The organism is Variovorax sp. dw_308, assembly GCF_019207085.1.
Taxonomy (GTDB): domain Bacteria; phylum Pseudomonadota; class Gammaproteobacteria; order Burkholderiales; family Burkholderiaceae_C; genus Variovorax.
This window is the reverse complement of sequence record NZ_JAATOM010000021.1, coordinates 1-26715: the sequence shown is the minus strand read 5'-3', so window position 1 is coordinate 26715 and position 26715 is coordinate 1. Positions and strand designations below refer to the sequence as shown.

The window sequence follows — 26715 nt, the reverse complement described above, 5'->3', positions numbered from 1 at the left end:
CCGCATTCGGGGGTGGGTCTATGACTCCGTGGTGAACACGGTCAGCACGCCGGTGTAGCCATACAGGTGATGCCGCGCGATTTCACCGGCGGCGAAGAATCCGACCAGCGGCACGTCGCCGAGGGCATGCCGCACGATCTGCAATTCCGCCCCGGGCGCGCCGAAGTGAGGGCCGCCGCGGCCTGAGCAACTGACGTAGATCGCGCCCGCGATGCCGCGCGCCGGATGCGGTGCGGCATCCGCCTCGCCGGCGGCGATGGCGGTGGCGGTCTCGAGCGTTCGTTCCTCCGGCTCGAGTTCCTCGCGGATTTCCGCGCAGATGCGCATCAGGTCGGCCCGGGCCGCCTGGGCGCTGCGGCGGCAGAAGCTCATGCGCATGCCTGCCTCGACCTGGTCGGCCACGGCGATGCCGCGGCGCGTCGGGTCGAGGCCGATGATGTGGCGCACCACCACGTCGGCGCCGAGGTCGCCGGTGCGGCGCACGCCATCGCTGCCCGCGTCCACCAGGCCGACCAGCGTCTGGCGCACCGCGTCGATGGCCTCCTGCGGCTGGTCCAGCGAGACGGCGAGTTCCGCCAGGAGCACGTCGAGCGCCGGTTCGCCGTCGAGCATGAAGATCACGTTGCCGTCGGCCTTGGTGATCTCGCGCTCGCGCCCTGCCCCGCCTCCCAGCGGCTGGCAACCCTGGGTCACGCGCGACACCACGCGCACGCGCTCGCCGAACACCACGCCGGACAGTCCGCCGCTGAACACGCCGCCGGCCGCGCCATGGCCCTTGATGTTGCCGTTGCCGCTGATGGCGAACTGGAGCGAGCCGGCGCGCCCGGAGGACAGGCCGCCGAACAGGTAGCCCGTGTCGGTGCGAACGGCAAGGTCGCCGATAAGGTCGGGCAGGTCGGGTGTCTCGGGGTCCGCGTGCACCAGCGCGGTATGCGCCTCGAAGCCGGCCATCTCGGAGCCGGCCAGCGGCGCGACGCCGGAGAACACTCGGTACTGGTCGCTGGGCAACTCGCACAGCATGACGCTCAGGGCGGGCTCGTCGAAGTATTCGGCGTTGTTGGCCGAGATGCCGACCCCGACGGTGCCGGCCCAGTCGGTGACCTCGGGCAGTTCGGCGCCGAGGTGGTCGAGGATGTCCTGCGCCTCGCCGCTGTAGTGGTCGGTGATGTAGAGCAGGCCCAGCGTGGGCGACTGCGCATAGTCGCCAAGGGCCATCTGTGCGCGCAACTGGGCCAGCACGAGGCCGGCCGCCATGCGCCATTGGGGATGGGTCGCGTGACCGGATGGAAAGAGTTTCATGTCAGTGCTCCATGACGCAGAGCGTCTTCTGCAACGCATGAAACCCGTGCGGGTGAGATGAACCCCATTCGCAGGCACCCGCGGAACCGGCTTTGCCGGGCCGCCGGGTGCGCCCCCTTGAGGGGGAGCGCCGCAGGCGCATTCGGGGGTGGGTCATCCTCGACGCGCGCGGCCTCAGCGTCTCTTGGGTGCGGCGCGCTTGGCACTTGCCGAAGCGCGCTTGGTGGAGGCCGGGGCCTTGGCGCCCGCAGCCTTCGTCCTGGTGGCAGCCTTCTTCGATGCGACGGTCTTGCCGACACCCGAGGCCGCCTTCTTCGCCGCGCCAGTGGCCAGGTCGACGGTCGACTGAAGCGAGCCGGGCATCTTCATGCTGGAAGCCTCGCGCAACGCGCTGCTGGCGATCTGCTCGAACTGCTGCGTGAGCGCGCCCCACCACTGCAGCGGATCGACGACGCCGGCAGGCGATGGCTTGGCCTTTGCCTTCTTGGCGGGCACCGCGTCTGCCGCCTCTTCCTCCACATCCTCCTCGACCTCTTCCTCTTCTTCCTCTTCGGGTTCAGGTTCCGGCGCCGCCTTGGGGGCCGCGGGTGGCGGCGGCGCGGGGACCGGCGTCATCGAGGGGGTCATGGTCGCGGCGCGCGTGAAGGAACTGGCCAGGTCCTCCATGCGCACATTCATCCCGCGCAAAGTCGACAGCGTCATCTTCTGGACTTCCAGCGCCTGGATCGTGGCCTTGAGCGCCGTGAGGTTCTGCTCGAGCCAGAACTGCACCGTCTTCAGTTCCCGGATGCGCTTGTCGACTTCCTCGACGCTCAGCGTGGGCGCGACCCAACTGGCAAGGCCCTGCAATCCCGGCACGGCGCTGGATGCGCTGCTTGCGCTGCCGGCCGCGAGGTTCTTGAGGAAGTCGAAGCCGGGAACAAAGCTGCCGAAGTTGAAGGGCTTGCCTGCGTCGCTCATGGGACGGTCTCCTGAGGGTGGTTTTTGTGTGCTGGCAGCTTACTCCAAGCAAAGCACGAATTGACTTCGGGTCAACGCATATGGTTGTGCGCTCCCGACTCCGCGTCGGCGCCTCCGGGCGGCATGCCAACCGGGACCTGCAGCGTGAGACTGCTCTTCGCGCCCTTGGCATCCTCGAACTGCAGCGTGATCGGCACGACGCCGCCAGCGGTCACCGGTTGCTTCAGGTCCATCATCATGAGGTGGTAGCCGCCGGGCTTGAGTTCGACGGTCTGGCGTGCGGGCAGGTCGAGCCCGCCCTGCACGGCGCGCATCTTCATGGTGTCGCCTTCCATCTTCATCTCGTGCACTTCGGCGACGCCGGCCACGGGTGTCTGCGCGCCGACCAGGCGCGCGCCGGACGGTGCGCTGAGCTTCATGAAGGCGCCGGTGCCGCTCTGGCCGGGTACTGCCGGGCGCACCCACGCGTCCTTGACGTCGACGGCGGCCACGCCGGGCGCGAGCACGTCGAGCCGTGCTGCAGGGTATTCGAGCTTCTCGCCAGCAGCGCCCGTGGGCAACTGGGCCCAGTCGGCGCTGCCGTTGTCGCAGCTCTGCAGCACCTTGAAGTACAACGGCCCGGGCGCAGCAGCGAGCTTGCCGCGCACGATGAACTCGGCGCGCTCCGCGGTCGGCAACGCGGTGTCGGCGCTGTCGGCCGTCCAGCGCACTTCGCCGTCGCCCGACTTCTGCACCTCGAGCTTCCAGCCCTTGCGGGCCTGAGCGTCGGAGAGCGTGAAGCCCTTGGGCAGGCGCACGGCCACGCCGGTCGTGGCCTTGGCGCCGGCGCAGGCATGGCCGACGCGGAAAGCGGCATCGTAGTCGCTGCCCGCCGTGGCGCCCCCCGGCGGCAGGGTGATGTGCGCGAAGGACGCCGAGGCGCCTGCGAGCACGGCGACGGCAGCGAATGTCTTGAGTGTGAAAGCGGTGTTCATGATGGCCTTTGCGAGAAATGTCAGAGGTCGAACTTCAGTTCGGCCACGAAGGTGCGTTGCGGGTACGGGTGGAAGGCCCAGTACTTGTTGTCGTTGAGGTTGTCGATGCCGACGGCCGCGCTCCACTGGCGGTCGATTTGGTAGCGCACGCGGATGTCCGCGACGAAGTACTTGCTGAAGCCGGTGTAGGTTGCGCCGTTGGGGTCGCTGTTGTCCAGCGTGCCGTATTGCTTGCCGCTGTAGCGCGCGCCGAGGCTGTAGGACCAGCGGGCATCGGGCCGGTAGGTGGCCAGCAGCGCGGCGCGTACGCGCGGCACCCGGGGTTGCTGCTTGCCGACGCTGGCCGGGAAGCCGGTGTTGGCGGTGATCTCCGAATCGGCCAGCGTGAGGCTGCCGCCCAGGTCCAGGCCCTTGATCCCGACGTCGTAGCCGTTGGCCGCCAGTTCCAGGCCCTTGGTGTGGATGGCATCGACGTTCTGGATGGTGGTGATGTTGTTGGCCGAGGTCTGGCTGTAGAGCGCGTCCTGGGTGCGCTCGAAGAACAGCGTGGCGCGCACGAGGCCGTCGACGCCCCAGTTGCGGGTGTCGCGCTCGGCGGTCAGCTCGGTAGTCCACGATTTTTCCGGCTTCAGCAGCGGATTGGTGTTGACGATGGTGTTGCCGAGGATCTGGCCCTGGTAGAGCTCGCTCACGGTCGGGTAGCGGACGGCGCGGCCGACGGAGGCCTTGAGCAGCCAGTCGCCGTTGGCTTGCCAGGCAATGGCGGCCTTGGGCGAAATGTCGCTGTCCTTGCGCTCGCGGAAGTCGAGCAGCGTGGTGGCATTGCCCAGTTGGCCGCCGTAGGCCTTCCATTCCTCGAAGCGCAGGCCGAGCGTGGTTTTCCAGTCGGGGGCGAAGCGCCACGTGTCCTGTGCGTAGAGCGACTGCAGCCGCGTGTTGCCGTTGAACTGCGAGAAGGGCGTGAGCGCGGGGCCGGAGAACCAGTCGCCGGTGTTGCTCACCTGCGTGCGCAGCTTCGCCGTGTCCTGTTGCACGCCGAAGTCGACCACGTGCGCGCCTACGCCTTCGGCGCTGCCGGTGGGCCGCCAGGTGCCGGCGAGCTTGAGGGTGTTCCAGCCGGTGCCGTCCATGTCGGTGGTGCGGCCGGGGGCGCCCAGGAGCGTGGTCGGTGTTCCAAGCGGGAGCCAGTACGGCGTCGACTGCGCCGCACCCGGGCTGGTCGGCACGATCGGCGTCCGCAACGTGTCCTTGGCATAGTCGTAAAGGCTGCCGGACACCTCCCAGTCGAACACACCGCCGGTATGGCTCTTGACCGACAGCCCCTGCATCGTGTGCGTGAGGTCGTTCTGCGTCGGCGCCAGCGCGGGGCTCGGCGAATCGAGGTTGTAGACGCGGCCGCCGATGTTCACCCTGCCCCCATACACCGGAAGGCCGTTGCGGTCGCGCAGGTAGCTGTCGACCGCGCCGTAGGTGCTGTTGTTCCAGGCGCCCAGCACGTAGGTGGCGCGCACGGTGGGTGTGAAGTCATAGGCCAGCTTGAGCTTGGCCTGCTCCTGCGTGGTGTCGTAGATCGTGGCGCCGCCGACCAGCCACCAGGGCTGGTTGCCCGGGTTCAGGTCGAGCACGGCGCCGGTGACGGGCACGCCCGCGTTGCCGACGGTGCCCGTGCTCAGCAGCCGGTTGCCGAAGGTCAGCGCCTGTCCCTTGCTGTGCGTGCGGCTGGCGCTGAGCCACCAGGACCAGTCGCCATTGCGCCCGCCGAGCGACATGTCCAGCTGGTCGGCCGAGGGCGACGAGTGGCTGTCGTACTGGTCGAATTGGCTGTAGGCGCCGCCCAGCTTGATGTGCGCCTCGAACTGGGTCGGCATCCGCGTCACATAGTCGACCACCGCACCGACCGAGTTGCCCGGATAGGCCGCCGAGAACGGTCCGTAGAGCACGTCGACGCGTTCGATCTCCTCCGGCGACACCATGCCCCAGCGCGGCGCGAAGGTGGCGCCATTTCCCAGCAGGTTGGACAGCGGGATGCCGTCGGCGTAGACCATCGAGCGCGCGCTGTTGCCGGTGCCGGACGCGCGCGTGGCCAGCACGGCATGGTTGAAGTCGCCGATGTAGCGCTTGCGCACCACCAGGCTGGGCAGGTACTTGAGCGCGTCCTCGGCGTCGGTGGCGTTGACCGTGGCCTCGATCTGCTCGCGCGTGGTGCCTTCGATGACGGTCGGTATCTGCGTCGGCAGCGAGGTCGGCCGGCCGCCCGGCACGGTGATGGTGCCGAGCATGCGGGCGGTGTTGTCCTCTCCGAGTTGGTGGTCCGCCCAGGCGGGCGCGGAAAACGCCATGGCGACTGCGACGGCGGTGCGTGTTCTTTTCATCGTGTTCCTCCGAAACTTCATGGCCAGGACGGCCGGCAGCGCCCGCACCAGTGGCACGGGCGGCTGCGACTTGGATCAAGTCAGGAGGAAGCTGGAGGGCCGCGCGCCGGCAGCGGCGCACGGGTGGCCGCGGCAAGGCGCGCGGCGGGGATGGGCTGGGCTGCATGGCCCAGCGGCTGGATGACGGGGAGCTTGGCCAGCGACGCGGCGGGCGGCGGCGCGCCGGTCAGCACACACAGCGGGCAGTCCATGTGGCTGGCGCCGAGTTCCTGCGCGCCGTCGTCGGTCTGCACCACGGCCTTGATCGCGCCGGCGCTGGAACACACCAGCTCCACCGCCTGCGGATGCACGATGGGCGAGGCGATCGCCGCGCCCATCGACAGCATGAACCACAGCAGCACGCCACGACCGACAAGGGCGAGGGAGCGGGTGTGGCGGAGCAGGCGGAACATGGGAGCAGGATTATGGCTCGGGCACCACCCGCGTGACGGTGAAGCCGCGCGCCGCCATCAAGGCGGGCAGGCCATTGGGACCGACCATGTGCAAGGCGCCAACGGCCCCGAACACGCGCTGGCCGAGCTTGTGCAGCGTGGCGATGCCGTCGGCCAGGGCGGGGTTGCGGTCGTCGAGATAGCGCCGCATCCGGCGCTTGTCGTCGGGACGGTCCACGCATTTGCACCACTGGAAGTAGGTCTCCAGCCGGGCGGCATCGCTGCGCGCCCAGGCGTCGGCCAGCGCGATGGTGCTGGCGCGCGCCTCGCCGCGTTCCAGATCCTCCAGCGAATCGTCGATGTCCGCGGCCTGCTCCGCTTCGGAGTCGCCTTCGAGCATCCGCAGTTGGCCGCCCGCGGTTTCGAGCGCGATCACCGGCTTGCCGGCGCCGCGCGCGATGCCGGACAGCACCCCTTCGATGCCGAACTCGGGGTACAGGCCATCCGCGCGCATCGACAGCGAGCCCAGCGCCGCCACCTGGATCACCGGGCGCAGCTTGCGCTGCGGCTCGCTGGGCACGCAGGCCAGGGCGCGCTGGCGCTCGATGCGGCGGACGCGTTCGGGCGTTAGCACGCGGGCGGCAGCACCCGGATCGGGCGGAGAGAGCAAGGTGCGCAAGGTCTCCGGGTCGCCCAGGTCCAACTCCAGCGCGACGGTGTCGCTCTGCTCGAGGGCCTGTGTCACCTTGGGGCCGGGGAACAGCCAGGGAGCCTTGCCAAGGTGCAAGGTGCCGTAGAGCCAGGAGACGCGCCCATCGCGCTCGATGCGCCACAGCACGCCGCGGTCGGGCGCACGCTTCACCGCGCGTTCGGCGCCGCCGGGCACGAAGGTCGGCACCTGCGCGGGCGGCGGGCAGACGATGGGCGCCTCCTTGAGCGGCGGTGCTTTCGCCGGCGTCACCGCCCCCGCGGGCGCCGAAGCGAACAATGCGCAGGCCGCGACCAGCAAGAACTGCCGGATCACGCCAGCGCCGCCTTGAAGTCGGCGATGAGGTCGCTGGCGCGCTCCAGCCCGACCGACACGCGGATCAGGCCTTCGGCCACGCCCACTTCGGCACGCTTGGCCGCACCGATTTCCCAGAAGATCGTCGGCGCGACGGGAATGATCAGCGTGCGCGTGTCGCCCAGCCCGGTCGCCTTGATCGGCAATCGCAGCTTGTTCAGCACCGGAACGAGGGCATCCGCATCACGCAACTCGAAGGAGAACAGCCAGGAACCGGCGCTGAAATACGCCTTGGCGAAGGCATGCTGCGGATGCGAGGGCAGCATCGGGTAGTAGACGCGGGCCACGGCCGGATGGCTTTCGAGGAAGCTCGCCAGCGCCAGCGCCGTCGCGCTGGTCTGCGCGATGCGCAGCGACAGCGTTTCGGCGCCGACCGAGATGCGATGCGCCGCGTCCGAACTCAGCGTGCCGCCCATGTCGCGCAGCGCCTTCTTGCGCAGTTGCGTCAGGCCCCACTGCTTCACGTCGCCCTGACGATAGCCGGCGAAGATGTTGTCGTAGCGCGTCCAGTCGAACAGCCCGGTGTCGGTGACCGCGCCGCCCAGCGTGTTGCCGTGGCCGGCGATGGTCTTGGTCAGCGAGTTGATCGACAGGCTCGCGTCCACGCGCCTGGGCAGGAACAGCGCGGGCGAGCTGATCGTGTTGTCCACCACGTAGACCAGGCCGCGCTCCTTGCACAACTTGCCGATGCCGGCGAGGTCGGGGATCTGCGTGCCGGGGTTGGCGATGGTCTCGACGAACACCATGCGCGTGGCCGGCGTGACCGCGTCGGCCACCGCCTGCGTCGAGGTCGGGTCGACCAGCGTCACGCCGACGCCCAGGCCCTGCAGCGTGGCCAGCAGGCTCAGCGTGTTGCCGAACAGGTAGCGGCTCGCGACCAGGTGGTCCCCGGCGCGCAGCAGGGTGAAGAACACCGCCGTGACGGCCGCCATGCCGGTGGCGAAGCAGACGGTGCCGACGCCCTCTTCCAGTTGCGTGATCTTGGATTCCAGCGCCGCCGTGGTGGGCGTGCCCTGGCGCGCATAGTTGAAGCGGCCCTTGAGCGTGCCCTGGAAGACTCCGATGAGGTCCTCCACCCGCTCGTAGCCGTACTGGACCGACGTGTGCACCGCCATGTGGACGCCGCCCTGCTCTACACCGAAATGGCGGTCCGCATGGACGAGGCGGGTGGTGGGATCGGGCGTGGTGGTGTCTTCGGTGGTCATGGTGGTTCCGTCGGTACGGCGCGGCTATGCTGCGCGGATGCACAGCATATTTCACCTTGCCTTCAACGTCCGCGACCTCGACGCCGCGCGCCGCTTCTACGGTGGCCTGCTGGGCTGTACCGAGGGCCGCAGCACCGACACCTGGGTCGACTTCGATTTCTTCGGCCACCAGATCTCGCTGCACCTGGGCGAGCCCTTCGCCACCGCACCGACCGGGCGCGTGGGCGACGTGATGGTGCCGATGCCGCACTTCGGACTGGCGCTCGCGCTGCCCGACTGGCGCGCCATGGCCGACCGGCTGGAGGCGGCCGGCACGGAGTTCGTGCTGAAGCCGCAGGCTCGCTTCGAGGGCCAGCCGGGCGAGCAATGGACCATGTTCTTCCGCGACCCCTTCGGCAATCCGATCGAGGTGAAAGGGTTTCGCTCGCTGGAGACGGTCTACGAGAAGTAGACCGTTGCGGCTTATTTGCCGGCGTCGATCCGCTTCTGCATGCGCGTGGCGCGCTCGGCCGATGGCGGGTGCGAGCTCATCATCGAACTGCCCGAACCGCCGCCGAGTTGCGCGAGCTTCTGGAAGGCGGTGACGAGGCCCTTGCGCTCCAGCTTGCGCTGGGTCAGCACGTCGAAGGAATAATCGTCCGCCGTGCTTTCCTGCGACTGCGAGAACTGTGCGTTGACGAACTTCTCGGCCAGTGCGCCGGCTTGCGACTGCGACAGTTGGCCGACGACGCCACCGGCCGCGCCGGCTGCACCGCGCACCGCGGAAGTGGCTGCGGCGGCCTGCATGGCGCCCTTGCTGTGGCCGAGCGCCACGTGGCCGATCTCGTGGCCGATGACGCCGCGCAGTTCGTCGTCGTTCATCAGGTCCATCAGGCCGCTGTAGACGCGGATGCAGCCGTTGGCCATGGCCCAGGCATTGACTTCCTTCGTCATGTAGACCTTGTAGTCGGCCTTCTTGCCGTTCACCGAGTCGGGCATGGCGCGGACCACGCGGTTCAGGCGCTGGGTGTACTGGCTGCTGGCCGGTGCGACCTGGGTCTGCTTGTCCATGGCGCCGCAGGACTCGTTGGACATGTTGATGACGTCGGCATCCGTCAGCGACATGGCCTTGTAGGCCGAGCCGCCCGCGTCCATGAGGACGTTGGTGTCCATGTTCGAGACGGATTTGCAGCCCGCGAGGGCGACGGCCGCGGCCAAAGCCGCAGCCAGAGGTACGAAACGCATTGAAGCTCCCTGATCTTTGTAGATGAATGACAGGCGGCGGTGCCGGCCTGCCGCTGCCCGGCGGATCGGATGTCCGCTGTGGCAGCGCGGCGATCTTAGGGGATCGGCGCAGGGCTTCGTCCCAGCCTTGCGGTGGGAGAGGGATTAAGTCCGGCTTCCGAAGGCGTGAAGATTTCGCAGCGAGGGCGCCTGCCGGGAGGCCGGTCCGCGGAGCGGAACCGTACCCCAGTACGGTGACAACGAAGTTGCGGCAGAGGCTGACAACTGCGCGAAGCGCTTGTCATGCCGGAGCCACCACCGCAGGCCCCAGATCGGTTGGCCGCAGTAGAAGGCTTCGCGCCTTCAGTCCAGCTTGATGCCCTGGGCCTTGATGATCGGGCCCCAGCGATTCGCTTCGGCGCGCGCGAGGGCGGCGAACTGGGCCGGCGTGCCCGGCAGCGGTTCCATGCCGAAGTCCTCGAAGCGCTTCTGCACGGCGGGGTTGCCGAAGGACTTGTTGAGTTCGGCGTTGAGCCGGGTCACGACCGGCGCGGGCAGGCCGGCCGGCCCGAGCACGCCCTGGAACGCGAACACCTCGGTGTTGGGCACGCCCACTTCGGCCAGTGTCGGCACGTTGGGCAACAGCTTGCTGCGCTGGGCCGAGCCGATCGCCAGCACGCGCACCTTGCCGCTCTGCATGATCGACAGGCCGGAGGCCAGGTCGAGGAACATGCAGGGCACCTGGCCGCCCATCACATCGGCCATGGCCGGCGCGGCGCCGCGGTACGGGATGTGCGTGATGAAGGTGCCGGTGCGGTGCTTGAACATCTCCATCGCGAGATGGTGCGGCGAGCCGTTGCCGGGCGAGGCGTAGTTGAGCTGCCCTGGGTTGGCTTTGGCATTGGCCAGGAACTCCTTGAAGTCCTTCGCGGGGAAGGCTGGATTGACCACCAGCGCCAGCGGAAAGCGGCCGATCGCGCCGATGTAGCTGAAGTCCTTCTCCGGGTTGAAAGGCAGCTTGCTGAACAGGAACTCGTTGAAGGCCAGCACGGCGTTGTCGGCCGACATGATGGTGTAGCCGTCGGGCTTGCTCTTGGCGACGATGTCGGCGCCGATGTTGGTCGACGCGCCGGGGCGGTTGTCGATGACGATGGACTGGCCCAGCGGTACGCGCATGGCTTCGGAGAGCGTGCGCGCGATGACATCGGTGCCGCCCCCCGCCGGATAAGGCACCACCCACTTGATGACCTGGTCGGGATAGTTCTGCGCGTGCGCCCACGGTGCGAGCGTGGTGGCGCCAGCGGCTGCCAGGCCGGTGAGGAGGGTTCTGCGTTGGATGTTCAAGTCGTGGTCTCCGGGGATGAGGGAACGGGAGTCGAAAGGGAAAGGGATTCTGACAACGAAGGCATCGGCAGGTCGTGCAGCGCGTCGGCGAGCGCCTGGCTGCAGCGCGCCTCGTCGCCGACCTGCTCGAACAGCAGCAGCGCGAGCCGTGCGAGGAACAGCGATTCGCGCGGCGTGCCGGCTTCGGTGATGGCGCGTGCGCATTGGGCGTAGAGGCGGTCGCGCGCTTCGGCGGGCAATGTGGCAGTGGTCGTCATGTCGTTTCCAGGATGTCGGCACGCGCGTTGGCTGCGCGCGCCAGGGCCTGCGAGATGGCGCCGGGCGACGGATCGCGCCAGCGCGCGGCGACGTGGCCGTCGGGGCGCAGCAGGTAGACCGCGCCGGCCTCGCCGGCTCCGAGGGCGGCGAAGGCGGCTGCCGTGTCGTCGGTGCGGCGCAGCTTGTGACGCACCAGTGGCAGGTTGTGGGTCTCGATGTCGAGTGTTGCGTCGGCCGTGGCGCCGTCGGCTTGCAGCACGAGCAGCGTGAAGCCTGGCTTCGTCAGGAGGTCGGTCAGGTGTAGCGATGGGCCGAGCTGTTGCTCGGGCATCACCTCGCCGGTCCTGGGTCCTGTGGGCAAGTCTTCGCTGTCGCTCGACAGGGCCGAATCGTCGTAGCGCACGGCCTGCGTCTGGCGCGGGTTGATCAGGTTCGCGATCTCGCGATGCTTGCCGGACAGCGACAGCGCAGCCTCGCGCAGCAGGTCGAATCCGCGCGAGGGCGGCGACATGAACTCGGTGCTGCGCATCGCGCTCTCCGCGTTGATGTGGAAAGCCGCGATGCGCTCCTCCGAATAGCTGGCCAGCAGCGTCGGCGCCGACACGCCGCGCGCCACCAGCGCCAGCTTCCATGCGAGGTTGTCGGCATCGTCGAAGCCCGAGTTGAGCCCGCGCACACCGAAGATCGGCATCGCATGCGCCGCGTTGCCGGCGAACAGGATGTGGCCGTGGCGGTAGTTGTCGAGCGTCATCGCACCGGCGCGGTAGACGGAAGTCCAGACCGTGTGCCAGGGCAGGTCGCCCTCGCCGATGGCTTCGAGGTGCCGCTGCACGAAGTCCGTGACGGCCTCGGGTTTGAGCGCCTCCTCCGTGCTCTGGCCGGCGCGCAACTGGTAGTCGATACGCCAGATGTCGTCGGGCTGGCGGTGCATCAGCACGGTGGAGCCGGGGTTCCACGGCGGGTCGAACCAGGCGCGGCGCTCGGTGGGGTGCTTGCTCTTGAGTTCGATGTCGATGATGACGTAGCGGCCTTCGTAGCCGGTGCCGTGCAACTCCAGGCCGAGCGCCTTGCGCACGCTGCTCTGGCCGCCATCGCAGGCCGCCAGCCACTGGCCGTGCAGCGCATAGCCGCCATCGGCATTGCGCACTTCGACGGTGACGCCGGCATCGTCCTGCGCGAGCGCCACCAGTTCGGTGCCCCAGCGGATGTCGATGAGTCCCGGCGTCGCCGCGTTGCGGCGGACGATGGCGTCGAGCAAATATTGCTCGATGTAGTACTGCTCCAGGTTGATCATCGGCGGCAGCTTCTGCGTGTCGTCGTGCGGCATCTCGAAGCGGAACACCTCGTCCTGCTTGTAGAAGCTGCGTCCGCCCGTCCATGGCAGGCCCTTGGCCAGGAAAGCCGGCAGCGCGCCCAGGCGTTCGATGATCTCCAGGCTGCGGCGCGAGATGCAGGCGGCGCGGCTGCCGACGCAGACGGTGTCGTCGGCTTCGAGGATCACGCTGCGCACGCCGTGGTTGGCCAGCCCGAGCGCCAGCGCCATGCCGACCGGTCCGCCGCCGGCAATGATGACCGGATGGCGGCCGGGCTCCATGCCGTTTTCGAGCGGCGGCGTCCAGGGCGCGAAGCGGGTGTAGTGGAAATCGCCGACCGACGGCGGCAGGTCGAGGTAGGGCGCGGGCGGCACCGGCCCCGAGGCCGCGTCGCCGGCTTGTGCGGAAGGATGGTTTTCGGTGTTCATCGGGAAGACCTCAGACGTTCTTCAGCCACGCTTCCATCGCGTCGACCGATTGCTTGACCAGGTCAGGCTGGCCGGCGAGGTAGTGATTACCGCCCTTCACCGCCACTTCGGTCAATCGGTTGCCGCCCGCCTCGCGCCACAGCGCGGCGGTGCTGGGGAAGGTCGAACCGTCGGCGGTGTGCGTCATGAGCAGGACCGGCACCGACGTGCGTGCGAGGCAAGCCGGACCATCGGCCTGCGAGCCCGACGACCATTGCGACAGCCACGAACGCAGCGTGTTGAAGCGGCCCATCGCGTTGGCCGCGTAGTTGACGGTGCGCGCATCGCCCCAGATCGAGCCGACCGGGCGATCGTTGGCGTCGAGCGAGATGTCGAGGAAGCGCGGGTCGCTGTGCGTGCGGTAGACCAGGAATGTCTGGTCCGATGGCGCGCCGGGCGTGCCGCGCAGCATGCGCAGCCGGGCCCACACCCAGGCCTCGATGCGGTCGCGGCGGGCCAGTTGGGCTTGACGGAATTGCGCCACGAAGTCGGCCTTGAACGGCACCGGTTCCTTCGTCGCATACAGGTCGAAGGCCGGATCGGTGGCGAGTGGATCGGCCTCCTCGATGACCGAAGGATCGAGCCACTCGGCGAGCAGGCGCGAACGGCCCGGATGCGCGGCCGACAGCATCAGGCCGTCGACCGGCGGCATGTCGGCAGATGACAGGTGCGTGGGCAAGCCGTCGACGAAGTGGGTGGCGGTGAGCGATTCGGCCTGCGACTGGTAGAACGACGACAGCGCCGCGCCGCCCGAATTGCCGATCAGCACGACCTTCTTGTAACCCTGCGCACGCAGCCATTTCACGCCAGCGCCGAGGTCCTGCAGCACCGTCTCCATGAGCAGCATGGTGTCGTTGCCGGCGTAGCGCGAGTTGAGGCCCATGCATGCAATACCGCGAGCGGCCAGCGGCTCCAGCAGGTAGTGGCCCATGAAGTTGCTGGTCGGGTGCATCACGATCGCAGCGGTGCCGGTGCCCTGCCCCTTCGGCCGCATGAGGGAACCGAAGATGCGCGGGCGCAGTGCCTGCAGGCCCGACTGGCTTTCCATGACGACGCCCGGCTGGACGTCGATGACGACGAGTTCGAGATCAGGCACGGGCGGCCTTTCGTTCGGTCGTCCAGACGGCGAGCGCGGCATGGGCGTCGCGCTTGTAGCCGTCGAGTTCGCCTTGCGTGGCGAGTTCGGTCGTGAGTTCGAGGCGGAAGCCGTTCGGGTCGAAGAAGTAGATCGAGTGGATGTAGCCGTCGTGGTCGGTCACGCCGATGACCTCCACGCCGTTGGCTTGCAGGCGCGCCTTCATGTCCTCCAGCGCCTGGTCGGAGTCGACGCGCAGCGCGATGTGATTGACCCAGCCAGGGGTGTTCGGCGAAGGCTCGGCGGCGGTGTCGTCGCCGAGGTCGAAGAAGGCCATGTGCGAGCCGTCGGCCATGCGGAAGAAGATGTGGACATAGGGGCAGTGCTCGCCGGTCGAAGGAACCGTGTCCTTCTTGATCACGTGCGTGAGCGGCAGGCCGAGGACGTCTTCGTAGAAGTGCCGGGTTTCCTCGGCGTCGCGGCAGCGCCAGGCGAAGTGGTGCAGGCCGTGGATGGGGTGGAGCGGTGGGGGCGTCATGGTGGAGGGATTGTCCCGATGGCGTCCGGTGCTGGGTGTCGTAACTTTGTATGAAGTGTTTACCCTAGCCGTTCGACGATGAAGCGCCGCCGCATCCACCCTTCGACCCAGCCCGAATCCGTGTCGGCGACGGTGGCCGTCGGCATCGTCGCGGGCATCGGCACCCCGCACCTGGCGGACGGCTTCCTGGCGGCGATGCAGAAGGTGTTGCCGCTCACCTTCTGCACCGTGTTCGCGCTCGGGGCCAACGGCCGTGTGGTGACCGTGTCGACCGCCAGCAACTACGGCGATGCGGCCTTCCAGACGTCGGAGCGCTACATCGAGAACCGCTTCGACCTGCTCGACCCCAACATGGTCTGGCTTTCGGCGCGCAAGCTGCCGAAGCAGGCGCAACTCTGGTTGAGCCACCAGCATGCGGACGAGGTGGCCGACCCGGCGTATCGCGCGGCCTGCTACGGGGACGTGGGGATTCGAGAGCGCACTTCGGTGCTGCTGCTGTTGCCGGGCGGGCAGCGCGCGGCGGTGAGCTTCTATCGGAGCCTGGCGCTGCCGGAGTTCGTCGAGGCGGACTTCGATGCGATCGCGGCGCATGCGGCATTGCTCGCGGAGGCGACGGCGGCGCACAGCCGGGGGTTGGTGGGGGCGGCCACGCCGCGCGCCTTGGGCGCAGCGTCGTCGAGGTTGTTGTCGCTGAGCGTGCGCGAGCGCGCAGTCATCGACCACCTGCTCGCCGGGCGAACGGCGAAGGAAGCTGCGCGCGAGATGGATGTCGAACTGAGCACGGCGCGCACCCACCAATACCGCGCTTTTCGAAGGCTGGGCATCGCGAGCCTGAAGGACTTGCTGATGCGCGACGAGTTCAGGCGGTCTTGAGTTCGAGGCCGTCGAGCGCCGCGAACAGTTCGTCCACCTTGCCGGGCGCGAACACGCCGTCGGGGCCTTGCGAATGGATATCGGTGAAGGGCGACTGGTAGAGCCGCTGCGCCGGCATCGCGCCGTCTTCGGTCAGGCAGTGAACCACCTCGTCGATGAATTGGAGCTGGCTCGCGGTCGCAGTAGTGCCTGCGATCAGGTGCGCGAAAGCCTGGGCCACAGCCTCGCGGTCGAGGCCAACCAGAGAACGCACGAAAGCGGGCAGGCTCTTGTGCAGTTCGCGTGCACGTTCGATGTCGCCATCGGTGCCGCCGGCTTCGTGCAGCAAACTGTCGAGTTCGCCCAGGTCGGCCTTGGTCAACGGCTGGTTGCGGCGCAGCTTGTGCAGTGCCAGTCGATCTTCATGGGCCCGCAGGAACGCCTTGGCCTTGCTGCGAAAACGCTCGAAGTCGACGGCGCTCGACACGGTCGGCAAGTCGATCTCGGTCAGCTCGCCAAGTTCGTCGTCGAAATCGGTGTAGACCACCTTGCGGCGTGTCTTCTCCAGCAGCTTGACCAGCGCGCGCAGCTTGCGACGTGCCTGCTCCAGCATCGGCAGCGTCACGCCTTCCCACCATTCTTCGCCGGCCACCGCTTCGATCAAGGGCAACTGTTCGCGCACGGCTGGAATGCTCGTGAGTTCGAGCAGGCCGCCCGCGATCTGGCACACCTGCTTTTGCAGGCGCTCGAATTCTGGCTCCGCACGCAGGCTCGCCAGTTGCGTACGCAGCATCAACAGGTCGAAGCGCTTGGCGTCCTCGTCGTCATCACGCACGGTGGTCGGCAAACCCGACAGGTGCTGCGCCGCTTCTTCCAGTTGGTCGGTTGTCGGCCGCTCCCATGCCTTCACGTCGGTCCAGGCTTCCACCCAGCGGCGCTGCGGGCGCACGACGAAATTGTCGAGACGCATGCCCGCCACGATCTCGTGCAGCGCGGCAGCGGTGTCCTTGCGGATGCGCGATTCGGTCAGGTAGGGGGAATCGATCACCTCGTCGCCTGCGGCATGGGGTCGCTTGTCCAGTTCGCCGACCAGTTCGATGCGTGCCTTGAACAGTCTCTGCCCGAGCGGCTCGCTCATCGCGCCATCAGTGCTTTCCAGGTCCTGGCTGAAGTATTCGAGGTTCTGGCAGAAATCGAAGATCAGGAAGTCCTTCTTGTCCTGGTCCGGCGCGAACAGGTCCCTGCACAAGCGTGTGCCGCGCCCGACCATCTGCCAGAACTTGGCCTTGGACCGCACGATCTTGAAGAACACCAGGTTCAGCACTTCGGGCACATCGATGCCCGTGTCCAGCATGTCGACCGAGATGGCGATGTGCGGCGCCTTGTCCTTCTGCGAAAAGTCGTCGATGAGCGACTGCGCGTATTCGGTCTTGAAGGTGATGATTCGAGCGTAGCTGCCGTTGTACTGAGGGTAGTTGGCATCGAAGCGCCCGGCGATGAACTCCGCATGCCGCTGGTTCTTGGCGAAGACGATGGTCTTGCCGATGCGGTCGCCGCCCGCCACCTTGTGGCCGCGCGTCATCAGCAACTCCAGCACCTTGTCGACGGTGTCGATGTTGAACAGCCATTTGTTCACCGCCTCGGCGCTCACTTCTTCGGGCGCCTCGGTGCCGTCCTCGTCCCATTCGAGCGCGTCCCACTGGTCCTTCTCGTCCTCGCTCAGGTCGTCGTAGCGGATGCCCTGGCGCTGGAACTTGAGCGGCACCGAGATGGCCTTGGGCGGCACCAGGAAGCCTTCGGCGATCGCGTCGTCGAGGCCGTAGGCGTCCGTGGGCACGCCGCTTTCCAGGTCGAACAGGCTGTAGGTGTTGCGGTCGATCTCGTCCTTGGGCGTGGCGGTCAGGCCGACCAGCAGCGCATCGAAATACGAAAAGATCGCGCGGTACTTCTGGTAGATGGAGCGGTGCGCCTCGTCCACCACGATCAGGTCGAAGTAGCCGATGCCGAAGCGCCGCGTGCCCACCGTCGCGCTGTTGATCAGGCCCATCATCGTCGGGTAGGTGCAGACGTAGACGCGGCCCTCGGTGTTCTTATCGGTGACGAGGTTCACCGGCGAGGACGCGGGCAGGTGCTTCTTGAACTCGCCCACCGCCTGGTTGACCAGCGCCACGCGGTCGGCCAGGAACAGCACGCGCTTGCACCAGTTGCTGCGCATCAGCAGGTCGACCAGCGCGATCACCGTGCGCGTCTTGCCGGCGCCGGTCGCCATTACCACCAGCGCCTTGCGGTGCAGGTCGCGCTCGAAGGTCTCGCCGATGCGGCGGATGGCGCGGTGCTGATAGTGGCGCTCGACGATGGCGTCGTCGATGGTGGTCTTGGCGATTGGCTTACGGCTGGCGCGGCGCTGCACCATCAGCTGCAGCTCGTCCTTCTTGTGGAAGCCCTGCACCGCGCGCGGCGGGCTCATGGCGTCGTCCCACAGCCAGTGCTCGTAGCCGTTGGTGCCGTACATCACGGGACGCTGACCGAACTGCGCTTCGAGGCAATCGGCGTACAGCTTGGCCTGCTGCTCGCCCTCCTTGGCACTGCGGTGGGTGCGCTTGGCTTCGACGATGGCCAAGGGCTTTCCGTCGTCGCCCCACAGCACGTAGTCGATGAAGCCCTTGGCCTGCTGGTTGGGCATGCCGCTGACTTCGTATTCACGCTCGCGCTTGTCCGCGAGTGTCCAGCCGGCTTCTTTCAGCAGCAGATCGATGAACAGGTCGCGGGTGGCGGCCTCGTTGTAGTCGTGTGCGTCTTGCACGTCGGGCAGCGCGGCGTTGACGGACTTGGCGGCTGCGACTTGGGCGCGCAGTGCGGCCAGTTCTGCATCGAGCGTGGCGCTGCGTTGCTCGGCCGCGCGCAAGGCGGCGTCGCGTTCGGCCAATGCTTCGGCCTGCTTCTGCAACGCCTCCTGCGCTGCGACTTGAGCGGCTTGGGTGGCGGCCTGTTGCCGTTGCAAGGCATCGTCATTGACCGGCTTCGGCAGCAGCGCCGGGTTGAACTGCACGCTGGCTTGCGGCCGTGCCGCGACGTTGCGCGCGTAGTGGCGGGCCAGCCAGAACGCGACGTGGAACAGCTCGCGCACAGCCGAGGTCGCATCCTGCGCCGCCACCGGCCGGGCGTTGTGCACCGCGTTGTTGCCCAACTTGCGGATCACGTCCATCTTGGCGTGCAACGGCGGGCCGACCAGCTGCTGGAAGCTCGGCTCGTAGAGGAAGGCCGACAGGTCGGGCTTGTACGGCATCCGCAAGCTGCCGCCGCGTCCGCCCTCGGCCTGGAAGAGCCAGACGACGATGAGTTCGAGCGTGCGGCGGGCGTAGAAGCAGGCGGTGCGCGGGTCGGACAACGCGGCGCGCTCGGCGCGGACGGCTTCGTTGTAAAGCTCGGGCCATTCGGCTTGGAGAAAGCTGAAATTCGAAGTGCTCAACGGTTTGCTCCAGGTCCATATGAAAGGCTGCCTGTCACATGGCGGCGGATGGCGTCCATGTGACGGGCACGCAGGTATATGGGTTCAGTCCTGCGCATCGGCTGTGTCGCTGGAGCCTTCTCCAGACCATCCCGAAACAGTTAACGAAAGGCCGAGGCCGTTCGCGAGTTGCAGCAAGCGCCCGAACGAACAGCGCGCGGGGTCGCTTTCCGCATCCCGGATAAAGGACGGGCTGACATTGCACACCGCCGCCGCTTGATTACGAGACAAACCCTGGCGCTTGCGCTCGGCCGTCAGGCGCGAGGCAAGGTGCGGGAGGAGGTCGTAGTTGAGCAGCATTTTTGACCTTACAGGGTCAGTTTAGCCCGTCCATTGGGCAAATGCTTGCTTTTTGACCCGTTGGGAGCAAATTTTCGTATGTGCCGCTAAAGCAGGTTGAGTCACGTCCTCGAAATCATCCCCATGTTTTATAAGCGATTGTTTTCAAAGGCGTTTTTCTTTTTCTAAAGAGTTCTAAAGAGCCCTTTACCCGATGTTGGACAAGTCATGCGTTGCGAAACCCGAAGAAATGCGACACGTTAGCTGCGCATGTCGCGCGGAACGACATGTCCGGAAAACGCGTCGCCAAAATCGAGAAATCGCAACACGTTTCATTGACGTGTCGCTTGGCGCGACATATGCTCCAAACATGTCGCCAAAACAGCTTTTCGACAACATGACGTCTCCCGCCACGATTTGGCAAGCAGATCGCCCCTACGACGCCCTGCCCCTCCTCCCCCCGGCAACCGACCTCGAAAGCAAGCCGATCCTCAAGCAGTGCATCACGGCGCGGGCTGCGTTGGCGGAACTCAAGCAGGCCACCGAGTTGATTCCCAACCCGACTGTCCTCATCAACATCATTCCCTTGCTGGAAGCCAAGGACAGCTCCGAGATCGAGAACATCGTCACCACCACCGACAAGCTGTTCCGGCATGCCGACGGCCACGACAACCAAGCCGATCCGGCCACCAAGGAGGCGCTGCGCTACCGCACCGCCTTGCATCAAGGCTTCCAGTCCCTGAGCCGCCGCCCGCTTTGCACCTCGACGGCGGTGGAAATCTGCACGGCCATCAAGGGCGTGGAGATGGACATCCGCAAAACGCCAGGTACCCAACTGATGAACGAACGCCGCGGCGAAAGCATCTACACCCCGCCCGAAGGCGAGGCCCTGCTGCGCAAGCTGCTTGCCAACTGGGAGCGCTTCCTGCACGAGACAACCGACCTCGACCCCCTCATCCGCATGGCCGTGGGGCACTACCAGTTCGAAGCCATCCACCCCTTCACCGATGGCAACGGCCGCACGGGCCGCGTCATCAACATCCTCGTGCTCATCCAGGAACAGCTGCTGGCGCTCCCCGTGCTGTACCTCAGCCGCTACATCATTGCGAACAAGGCCGACTACTACCGCCTGCTGCAGGACGTCACGCGCCTGCAATCACCCGAAGGATGGGAGGCATGGGTGCTCTACATGCTGCGCGCGGTGGAAGACACTGCCCGCTGGACCACTCAAAAGATCGCCGCCATCCGCACCCTGGCCGAGCACACCACCGAGTACGTGCGCGAGAAGCTGCCCAAGATCTACAGCCGCGAACTGATCGAGACGATCTTCGAACAGCCGTATTGCCGTATCGGCAACCTGGTGGACAAGGGGCTCGCCGGCCGGCAGGCGGCTTCAGTTCACCTCAAGAGTCTGGCCACGCTGGGCGTGCTGAGCGAAACGCAGGCAGGACGGGAAAAGCTGTTCGTGCATCCCAAGTTGATGCAGTTGCTGATGCGGGACGGGAATGGGTTTGCGAAGTACGGTTGAAGTGCCCGACCTCAACGACGCCGATCTCAGGCGGGAACAAACCATTCGTTCAATTGAGCCCGCAGCCGCAGGAACGCCAGATCGGTGCAGTTCTGGAGGCTGATTTTCCGCGTCACGTTCTCGTAAAGCGCCGAGGACCGCGGCTGCTTGTGGATCGGCCGCATGGCGTCCAGTGCCTCTTTGGGTCGATGCGGCTTGCCGTTCGCGTCGAACGCGAATCCCCGCCCGCGAAGCCAATCCCGGATGGGCTCGTCCATCGGCCAACTCAGGACCTCACGCATGGCGTTGTCGCTTCCCCAGACCCACGCGTCAACCTCCGGATCGATGACGATCGCCCTCCCACGTGATCCCCATACGGATTGCAGCCGCGCATCCAGAGCCGCTTCGATTTCCAATGCCGGAACGTCCGGCTGACCGCAGCCTTCATGGTCCATCACGAGCAGGGCGTGACTGAACCTGCTCGCCTCGCCCGCCAACACATCCGGACCCGAAGTCCTGACGCCGCCGTCGCGCCCGGGATGGGTCCTGAAGTCGAAACTGATCTGGCGAATGCCCAATGCGGCATGCCGCTGCAACGCCCCACGCAAGGCGAACTGCGCGTTCTTGTCCGCAACCAACACCACGAGGTCTTGCATGCGACTAACTCAGGATGCCTGCGGCAAATAGAACCCCGAGATCGGGCCGGCCTTCCCGCCATTGCCGCAGCGCCGGATGCTTGTCTCCGGACACGATGTCGGTCGCGCCCGAATGATCCTTGGCAAAGCACAGGACCTGCGCCGGGTCCAGCAGGTTCAACGCCACCGGACTGTGCGTCGCAATCAGGACCTGCCCGTCGTAGATGGACGACAGCGACTGGATCACCGTCTCGATGGCGCGCGGATGGATTCCGTTCTCCGGCTCCTCGATCAGCAACACGCCATTCAAGTCGGGGAGATAGGCCGGAATCGTCAACGCCAACAGTCGAAGGGTCCCATCCGACACCAGCCACGACGGGACGATCGCCCCCGTTGAGTACTTGATCACCAGATAGCGATGGCGATCGTCCTCGCGCTCGACCGTGTCAATGTCCGCAACATCTTCGAGCGCCGTTCTCACGTGATCGAGCCATCCGGCAAAGCGCTTCGCGTCCTTGCGAAGTTCCGCAATCACCCACGGCAGGTTGGAGCCATCGGTCTGGAATCGCGACCCCAGCCCTGGCGGACTCGCCTGCCGTATCGTCTGGCTGTTGAGAACGACGTTTTGCACCCCGGTCTCCAACAGGTCCCGAAACCATGAACTGACCGGGAAGCTGGCTTCATCGGCCGGCACATTGGCAAGCGCAAGCTTGGCGCGGCCCAGCTTGAACGACGGTGCGTAGGTCGACTTGGCGCCCTCGGGGTAGTAGTTGTCGTTGCCCCCAGCCACCTTTTTCACAACGGTCTTGGCGGACTTCTGTTGCGGCTTGAGGAATATCGCAGGCGCATCGTGCGGCGCTTCGGGAAACAGGTTGCGCTGAGACACCACATCAACATAAGGCTCGCGAAGCCAGAGTGTTTCGTGATCCACGGTTAGTTCATTGCTCCGGGTGTCGAATCCGATTTCAAGCTCGTACCTGACGAGCGTGAACCGCTGGTACTCCGCATCCATGCGTGCATGCACGGCTGAAGGGATTGGGGCCTCGACCGCAAGCTGAAACGCTGAGCGTGTGGAGCGTCCCTCCGCGCCACCTTGCCACACCAGCTTGTCGAAAGACGGACTGCGGGAAAGCACCGTCCCACGGACATCGCCACGCCTTCGAACCAGATCACTCAGCAAACCAATGACATCCAGAAAGGTCGTCTTGCCGCTGGCATTCGGGCCGACCAACGCCTGGATCGGGCCAAGCGCTTGATCCACTGCCTTCAGGCTGCGGTAGTGGCGGGTTTGGATGCGCGAGAACATCGACGGAGTGTCTCAGGTTGAGCTGAATCTATAGCTCGCCGCGGAAGGCGCGGTGCTGCAGGGAAGCGAAAAGTTCGTCGAGTTTCGTGAGGGCGGCGCGATGGGAAGCCTTGAGAAAATCAAGTGAGCTACTTCTGAGAAGAAATTCCCGCTGCATTTGGAGGGAAGGCAACAGCACCTCAAATCCACCGAGCAATTGAAGATTTAAGTTCTCTTGGTTGCCGCCTCGTCCAAGTGCCCTCAATCGCTCATAGGAAAGCTTTAACTGCGCAAACAGAAACGTCGGCTCATGTGATTCGCTCGGGTAAATGACTCCACACGCTTGATTCGTGGCCGCACTGATCGAAAGCAATCCACATCGCCCTCGCGTTTGACCTTGGCCATACATTGCGACCGCGATCGAACCAACTGGATGCAACTTTCCGCGGATTGCTTTCAATCCTTCCTGCGTGAGCATTTCCTCAGTGAACGCAATTTCTTCCCCACAAACTTCAGTCGTCTTGACCCAGGGAATAGTGCCACCGAAGTAAGCCCCATTTTCTCTGCCAGGCGTACTTCCCGTTGAGATCGTTGAGAACGAAGCCAATGGCATTTTCGGGAACGTTTTCGGATTGCCGACAACATCCCCAAACATCTCCAGAAAGATAGCCCGCCCGAGGCTGTCGAGTTGGGCGATGGCCGCGCGGCGTTGGGCTCGGAGGGTTTCGGCTTGGTCGAGGATGGCGGCGATGCGGCGTTGTTCGAGGAGTGGAGGCCGCACCAATCGGGCTCGATAGGCGTCGTCACGATTGAGCCCCGGCACTGCCGCCGCCTTGTTCATCGTGTTGAGCCCGAGTCCGACAAGGGTATGCCGCAACCACGCAAGATCCACATCTGTCGCCGTCTTGTCGATGTAGTAAGTGGTGTCAATCGGCCAACAAGCGACTGGCGAAAAATTCACCTCGCCATAGGAGCCTTTTCGACCCACGACGATCGTAGGCCCCATCGTGATCGCAATGTCATGACTTCCCACTACCCCGTTTGATCCATAGACCGGTACGGCGCCCCCAGAACGCATGGCCTCAGGAAGGCTTTTGCCGTACTTGAATTCGCAAAAGTCGCCAAGAGCAACTTGCGGCCAGGGCGTGCAATCCTCACTCACGCCAGTAGTTCCTCAAGCGCCTTGGTCCCATTGGCAATTTCGGCCTCCAACCGCCTCAACTCCGCAATGATCTCCGCCGGCTTCCGATGCACCACCTCCGCATGCACCACCTCCCGATACCGATTCAAACTCAGGTCATAGCCATTGGCTTCGATGTCCGCCTTGGCCACACAAAAACTCTGATGCGTACGCATCCGATGCCGCTCCGTCCCATCCCGCTCCCCCCACCGCGCCAGCGCATCCGGCAGGTTGTTCTTCACATGCTCGGCATCGCTCAGACCCACCCCTTGCGCCACCGGCTTCAGCCCCAGCTTGTCCTCGGCCAATAGCGGCTGCCGCTTGTCGTCCAGGCTCCAACCGTCCGCCTGCATGTCGTAGAACCACACGTGGTCGGTGCCGCCGCTCATCGTCTTGGTGAACAGCAGGATCGCGGTACTCACACCGGCGTAAGGCTTGAACACGCCGCCGGGCAGGCTGATGACGGCGTCGAGCTTCTGCTCCTCGACCAGCTTGCGGCGCAGTTCCTTGTGCGCCTTGCTGCTGCCGAACAGCACGCCATCGGGCACGATCACCGCCGCGCGTCCGCCGGTCTTGAGGAGGCGCAGGAAGAGCGCCAGAAACAGCAGTTCGGTCTTCTTGGTCTTGACGATCTGCTGCAGGTCCTTGGCGGTGTTCTCGTAGTCGAGGCTGCCGGCAAAGGGCGGGTTGGCCAGGATCAGGCTGTAGGCGCCTGCATCGTCCGAATGGTCCTGCGCCAGCGAGTCGCGGTAGGCGATGGCCGGGTGCTCCACGCCGTGCAGCAGCATGTTCATGCTGCCGATGCGCAGCATGGTGTTGTCGAAGTCGTAGCCGTGGAACATCTCCTGGTGAAAGTGCGCTTTCAGCTTCTCGTCGCGCAGCATCTCGGGGTGGTGGTCGCGCAGGTATTCGCCGGCGGCGACGAGGTAGCCGCAGGTGCCGCTGGCCGGGTCGCAGATGGTGTCCTGCGGCGTGGGCGCGGTCAGGGCCACCATCAACTGGATGATGTGGCGCGGCGTGCGGAACTGTCCGTTCTGCCCGGCCGAGGCGATCTTGCCGAGCATGTATTCGTACAGGTCGCCCTTGGTGTCGCGGTCGTCCATGGCGATGCCGTCGAGCAGGTCGACCACCCGGGCCAGCAGCGCGGGCGTGGGGATGGTGAAGCGCGCGTCGCGCATGTGGTGCGCAAAGGCGGAGGTGGCCGCCTCGCCTTCGGATGCATGCAGGCCGCGCAGGAACGGAAAGACGTGTTCGCTGAGCACGGTGAACATGTCGGCCGGCGCGAAGTTCTTGAAGTGCGACCAGCGCAGGTCCTCAAAGCTGCGGCCCTTGGCGTCCTTGCCTTCGGGGTAGATGCGCACGGGCTGCGTCTTGAAGCGGGCGGCCTTCTTTTCTTCGAGCGTCTGGTCGCTGTCGAGCGCGCGCAGGAACAGCAGGTAGGTGATCTGCTCGATGACTTCCAGCGGGTTGGCGATGCCGCCGGACCAGAAGGCGTTCCAGACCTGGTCGACCTTGTTCTTCAGTTCACCGGTGAGCATCGATTTCCTTCTTATTAATTTCCATTAATTGCGGCGCCACGATCTCCTGCTCGATCGCCCCGAACACCGACAACCCGTCCCTCCCCTTCATCTCGATCCGGATCGTGTCCCCGAACTTCATGAACTCCGTCGTCGGCTGCCCGTCCAGGATCGTCTCGATGCAGCGCTTCTCCGCGATGCACGAATAGCCCTTGGGCCAGTCCATCTTTCCGTTCTTCTCCACGCCCTTGTTGCTCACCGTGCCGCTGCCGACGATGCTGCCGGCACGCACGTTGCGCGTCTTCGCGATGTGCGCGATAAGCTGGCCGAAGTGGAAGGTCATCTCATCGCCCGCATCGCACAGCCCGACCTTGCGGCCGTTCCAGGTGCTCTGCAGCGTCAGGTGCACGCGGCCGCCGATCCATGCCTCGCCCAGTTCATCCGGCGTCACGGCCACCGGGCTGAACGCCGTCGCCGGCTTGCTCTGGAAGAAGCCGAAGCCCTTGGCCAGTTCGGCCGGGATCAGGTTGCGCAGGCTCACGTCGTTGGCGAGCATCAGCAACCGGATGCCGTCCAGCGATTGCTCGGCGCTCGCGCCCATCCTCACGTCGCCCGTGATGACGGCGATCTCGGCCTCGAAGTCGATGCCGAAAGCCTCGCTCGCGACCACGACCGGGTCGCACGGCCCGATGAAGTCGTCGCTGCCGCCCTGGTACATCAGCGGGTCGGTGTAGAAGCTCTCGGGCACCTCGGCGTTGCGCGCCTTGCGCACCAGCTCGACGTGGTTGATGTAGGCCGAGCCGTCGGCCCACTGGTAGGCGCGCGGGAGCGGGGCCATGCATCGGGCCGGGTCGAACGGGAAAGCGTGGCGCGCGCGCCCGGCGTTCAGGCGTTCGCTCATGTCCTGCAACTGCGGGCTCAGGAAGCCCCAGTCGTCCAGCACCTCCTGCAGGCGGTTGGCGATGCCGGTGGCGTAGTGCGCGGTGCCGAGATCGCGCGAAACGACGACCAATTGGCCGTCGCGCGAACCGTCTTTGTAGGTGGCAAGTTTCATGGCGTGTGCGAGACGATGCGGAACGGATCCCGCTCGGCATCGCTCTACTAAACTGATTGAACGGGCGGCAGTGTACCGATGTACCCCCACGGCGCTGGGTGCCCCGCCCGCCTTTCCACCCCGCCATGACGCCCTTGCCGCCGCCGCGCAACGCCGATGCCGCTTCCTCGCCGGCGGATGGGTCGCACCACGCGCGGCGAATGCTCGCGTTGTTGACGCTCGGGGTGCTGGCGGCGCATCTGGTGGTGCTGGGGCTGATTCCGACCGGCGTCGGGCCGGAGCAGTTGCCGCTCGAGAACAAGTTCATCACGCGCACCATCGTCATCACGCCCCCGCCAGCCAAGGCCGAAGCGCCCGCCCCCGCCGCGGCAAGTCCGCCCCGGCCGCTGCCGCGCG

Annotated in this window: 23 protein-coding genes and 1 pseudogene; 4 read left to right on the top strand and 20 right to left on the bottom strand. The window is 66.1% G+C overall.

The genetic code is table 11. The features are described 5' to 3' along the window. Positions 1-18: 18 nt before the first annotated feature. The 7 genes from HCU76_RS28390 to HCU76_RS28360 all read right to left on the bottom strand — a co-directional run bounded on the left by HCU76_RS28390 (position 19) and on the right by HCU76_RS28360 (position 8304). A complete protein-coding gene (locus HCU76_RS28390) occupies positions 19-1299 on the bottom strand; it encodes an FIST C-terminal domain-containing protein (RefSeq protein WP_218511188.1) in 1281 nt (426 codons plus the stop codon). Between the two features lie 174 nt (positions 1300-1473). After that, the gene (locus tag HCU76_RS28385; RefSeq protein WP_213958276.1) at positions 1474-2259 is read right to left on the bottom strand and encodes a PhaM family polyhydroxyalkanoate granule multifunctional regulatory protein; all 786 of its coding nucleotides are present in this window, start codon (positions 2257-2259) and stop codon (positions 1474-1476) included. 71 nt (positions 2260-2330) lie between these two features. Continuing rightward, the gene (locus HCU76_RS28380; protein ID WP_213958277.1) at positions 2331-3233 is read right to left on the bottom strand and encodes a copper chaperone PCu(A)C; all 903 of its coding nucleotides are present in this window, start codon (positions 3231-3233) and stop codon (positions 2331-2333) included. A gap of 20 nt (positions 3234-3253) precedes the next feature. Further along, entirely contained in the window at positions 3254-5605 is a 2352-nt protein-coding gene (locus HCU76_RS28375; protein ID WP_218511187.1) for a TonB-dependent receptor, read from the bottom strand. Between the two features lie 80 nt (positions 5606-5685). After that, positions 5686-6057, bottom strand: a complete 372-nt coding sequence (locus HCU76_RS28370; RefSeq protein ID WP_213958279.1) for a DUF2946 family protein — start codon at positions 6055-6057, stop codon at positions 5686-5688. 10 nt (positions 6058-6067) lie between these two features. After that, positions 6068-7060, bottom strand: coding sequence for a TraB/GumN family protein (locus HCU76_RS28365; RefSeq protein WP_213958280.1), 993 nt, complete (start codon positions 7058-7060; stop codon positions 6068-6070). After that, entirely contained in the window at positions 7057-8304 is a 1248-nt protein-coding gene (locus HCU76_RS28360) for a cystathionine gamma-synthase family protein (RefSeq protein ID WP_213958281.1), read from the bottom strand. Before HCU76_RS28360 ends, HCU76_RS28365 begins: the two co-directional genes overlap by 4 nt. Positions 8305-8341: 37 nt before the next feature. Here HCU76_RS28360 and HCU76_RS28355 point away from each other — a divergent pair, with 37 nt between their 5' ends. Continuing rightward, positions 8342-8755, top strand: a complete 414-nt coding sequence (locus HCU76_RS28355) for a VOC family protein (RefSeq protein WP_213958282.1) — start codon at positions 8342-8344, stop codon at positions 8753-8755. Between the two features lie 11 nt (positions 8756-8766). Here the strand turns inward: HCU76_RS28355 and HCU76_RS28350 are convergent, their stop codons facing one another. From HCU76_RS28350 to HCU76_RS28325, 6 genes are all read right to left on the bottom strand, one after another. Beyond that, a complete protein-coding gene (locus HCU76_RS28350) occupies positions 8767-9528 on the bottom strand; it encodes a M48 family metalloprotease (protein ID WP_213958283.1) in 762 nt (253 codons plus the stop codon). Positions 9529-9870: 342 nt separating this feature from the next. Next, a complete protein-coding gene (locus tag HCU76_RS28345; RefSeq protein ID WP_213958305.1) occupies positions 9871-10845 on the bottom strand; it encodes a tripartite tricarboxylate transporter substrate binding protein in 975 nt (324 codons plus the stop codon). Between the two features lie 2 nt (positions 10846-10847). Beyond that, entirely contained in the window at positions 10848-11108 is a 261-nt protein-coding gene (locus HCU76_RS28340) for a hypothetical protein (RefSeq protein WP_213958284.1), read from the bottom strand. After that, complete coding sequence (locus tag HCU76_RS28335; protein WP_213958285.1) at positions 11105-12850, bottom strand: FAD-dependent monooxygenase; 1746 nt, start codon at positions 12848-12850, stop codon at positions 11105-11107. Before HCU76_RS28335 ends, HCU76_RS28340 begins: the two co-directional genes overlap by 4 nt. Positions 12851-12860: 10 nt before the next feature. Continuing rightward, on the bottom strand, positions 12861-13985 hold the full coding sequence (locus HCU76_RS28330; protein WP_213958286.1) for an alpha/beta hydrolase: 1125 nt from the start codon (positions 13983-13985) through the stop codon (positions 12861-12863). Next, positions 13978-14502 (bottom strand): VOC family protein, encoded by a 525-nt coding sequence (locus HCU76_RS28325; RefSeq protein ID WP_213958287.1) that lies wholly within the window; start codon positions 14500-14502, stop codon positions 13978-13980. The genes HCU76_RS28330 and HCU76_RS28325 overlap by 8 nt, the downstream gene beginning before the upstream one ends. Positions 14503-14580: 78 nt before the next feature. Here HCU76_RS28325 and HCU76_RS28320 point away from each other — a divergent pair, with 78 nt between their 5' ends. Next, positions 14581-15375 (top strand): LuxR C-terminal-related transcriptional regulator, encoded by a 795-nt coding sequence (locus tag HCU76_RS28320; protein WP_213958288.1) that lies wholly within the window; start codon positions 14581-14583, stop codon positions 15373-15375. Here HCU76_RS28320 and HCU76_RS28315 read toward each other — a convergent pair. Together HCU76_RS28315 and HCU76_RS28310 are read right to left on the bottom strand one after the other, a co-directional pair. Continuing rightward, positions 15362-18823 (bottom strand): DEAD/DEAH box helicase family protein, encoded by a 3462-nt coding sequence (locus HCU76_RS28315; RefSeq protein WP_218511186.1) that lies wholly within the window; start codon positions 18821-18823, stop codon positions 15362-15364. The genes HCU76_RS28320 and HCU76_RS28315 overlap by 14 nt on opposite strands. Before the next feature lie 84 nt (positions 18824-18907). Then, positions 18908-19162, bottom strand: coding sequence for a helix-turn-helix domain-containing protein (locus HCU76_RS28310; RefSeq protein WP_218511185.1), 255 nt, complete (start codon positions 19160-19162; stop codon positions 18908-18910). A 376-nt stretch (positions 19163-19538) separates the two neighbouring features. On the opposite strand from HCU76_RS28310, the gene fic reads away from it, so the two are divergent. Beyond that, positions 19539-20669, top strand: coding sequence for a protein adenylyltransferase Fic (gene fic / locus HCU76_RS28305; protein ID WP_218511218.1), 1131 nt, complete (start codon positions 19539-19541; stop codon positions 20667-20669). 26 nt (positions 20670-20695) lie between these two features. On the opposite strand, the gene HCU76_RS28300 is transcribed toward fic, so the two are convergent. The 5 genes from HCU76_RS28300 to HCU76_RS28280 are packed head-to-tail and all read right to left on the bottom strand — an operon-like array spanning position 20696 to position 26319. Beyond that, positions 20696-21304, bottom strand: coding sequence for a hypothetical protein (locus HCU76_RS28300; RefSeq protein WP_218511184.1), 609 nt, complete (start codon positions 21302-21304; stop codon positions 20696-20698). A 4-nt stretch (positions 21305-21308) separates the two neighbouring features. Continuing rightward, on the bottom strand, positions 21309-22589 hold the full coding sequence (locus HCU76_RS28295; protein WP_218511183.1) for an AAA family ATPase: 1281 nt from the start codon (positions 22587-22589) through the stop codon (positions 21309-21311). Between the two features lie 28 nt (positions 22590-22617). Continuing rightward, positions 22618-23730 (bottom strand): restriction endonuclease subunit S, encoded by a 1113-nt coding sequence (locus HCU76_RS37325; protein WP_218511182.1) that lies wholly within the window; start codon positions 23728-23730, stop codon positions 22618-22620. Next, positions 23727-25286, bottom strand: a complete 1560-nt coding sequence (locus tag HCU76_RS28285; protein ID WP_218511181.1) for a class I SAM-dependent DNA methyltransferase — start codon at positions 25284-25286, stop codon at positions 23727-23729. The genes HCU76_RS37325 and HCU76_RS28285 overlap by 4 nt, the downstream gene beginning before the upstream one ends. Next, positions 25273-26319 (bottom strand): fumarylacetoacetate hydrolase family protein, encoded by a 1047-nt coding sequence (locus HCU76_RS28280; protein WP_218511180.1) that lies wholly within the window; start codon positions 26317-26319, stop codon positions 25273-25275. Before HCU76_RS28280 ends, HCU76_RS28285 begins: the two co-directional genes overlap by 14 nt. A gap of 125 nt (positions 26320-26444) precedes the next feature. Between HCU76_RS28280 and HCU76_RS28275 the strand changes: the two are divergent. Continuing rightward, a pseudogene (locus tag HCU76_RS28275) lies at positions 26445-26715 on the top strand (hypothetical protein); the annotation flags it as partial.

Excerpts from the sequence above, each read along its gene's own strand:
- HCU76_RS28390 (WP_218511188.1), bottom strand. The coding sequence starts at position 1,299 with ATGAAACTCTTTCCATCCGGTCACGCGACCCATCCCCAATGGCGCATG.
- HCU76_RS28385 (WP_213958276.1), bottom strand. The coding sequence starts at position 2,259 with ATGAGCGACGCAGGCAAGCCCTTCAACTTCGGCAGCTTTGTTCCCGGC.
- HCU76_RS28380 (WP_213958277.1), bottom strand. The coding sequence starts at position 3,233 with ATGAACACCGCTTTCACACTCAAGACATTCGCTGCCGTCGCCGTGCTC.
- HCU76_RS28375 (WP_218511187.1), bottom strand. The coding sequence starts at position 5,605 with ATGAAAAGAACACGCACCGCCGTCGCAGTCGCCATGGCGTTTTCCGCG.
- HCU76_RS28370 (WP_213958279.1), bottom strand. The coding sequence starts at position 6,057 with ATGTTCCGCCTGCTCCGCCACACCCGCTCCCTCGCCCTTGTCGGTCGT.
- HCU76_RS28360 (WP_213958281.1), bottom strand. The coding sequence starts at position 8,304 with ATGACCACCGAAGACACCACCACGCCCGATCCCACCACCCGCCTCGTC.
- HCU76_RS28355 (WP_213958282.1), top strand. The coding sequence starts at position 8,342 with ATGCACAGCATATTTCACCTTGCCTTCAACGTCCGCGACCTCGACGCC.
- HCU76_RS28350 (WP_213958283.1), bottom strand. The coding sequence starts at position 9,528 with ATGCGTTTCGTACCTCTGGCTGCGGCTTTGGCCGCGGCCGTCGCCCTC.
- HCU76_RS28340 (WP_213958284.1), bottom strand. The coding sequence starts at position 11,108 with ATGACGACCACTGCCACATTGCCCGCCGAAGCGCGCGACCGCCTCTAC.
- HCU76_RS28335 (WP_213958285.1), bottom strand. The coding sequence starts at position 12,850 with ATGAACACCGAAAACCATCCTTCCGCACAAGCCGGCGACGCGGCCTCG.
- HCU76_RS28325 (WP_213958287.1), bottom strand. The coding sequence starts at position 14,502 with ATGACGCCCCCACCGCTCCACCCCATCCACGGCCTGCACCACTTCGCC.
- HCU76_RS28320 (WP_213958288.1), top strand. The coding sequence starts at position 14,581 with ATGAAGCGCCGCCGCATCCACCCTTCGACCCAGCCCGAATCCGTGTCG.
- HCU76_RS28310 (WP_218511185.1), bottom strand. The coding sequence starts at position 19,162 with ATGCTGCTCAACTACGACCTCCTCCCGCACCTTGCCTCGCGCCTGACG.
- fic (WP_218511218.1), top strand. The coding sequence starts at position 19,539 with ATGACGTCTCCCGCCACGATTTGGCAAGCAGATCGCCCCTACGACGCC.
- HCU76_RS28300 (WP_218511184.1), bottom strand. The coding sequence starts at position 21,304 with ATGCAAGACCTCGTGGTGTTGGTTGCGGACAAGAACGCGCAGTTCGCC.
- HCU76_RS28295 (WP_218511183.1), bottom strand. The coding sequence starts at position 22,589 with ATGTTCTCGCGCATCCAAACCCGCCACTACCGCAGCCTGAAGGCAGTG.
- HCU76_RS28285 (WP_218511181.1), bottom strand. The coding sequence starts at position 25,286 with ATGCTCACCGGTGAACTGAAGAACAAGGTCGACCAGGTCTGGAACGCC.
- HCU76_RS28280 (WP_218511180.1), bottom strand. The coding sequence starts at position 26,319 with ATGAAACTTGCCACCTACAAAGACGGTTCGCGCGACGGCCAATTGGTC.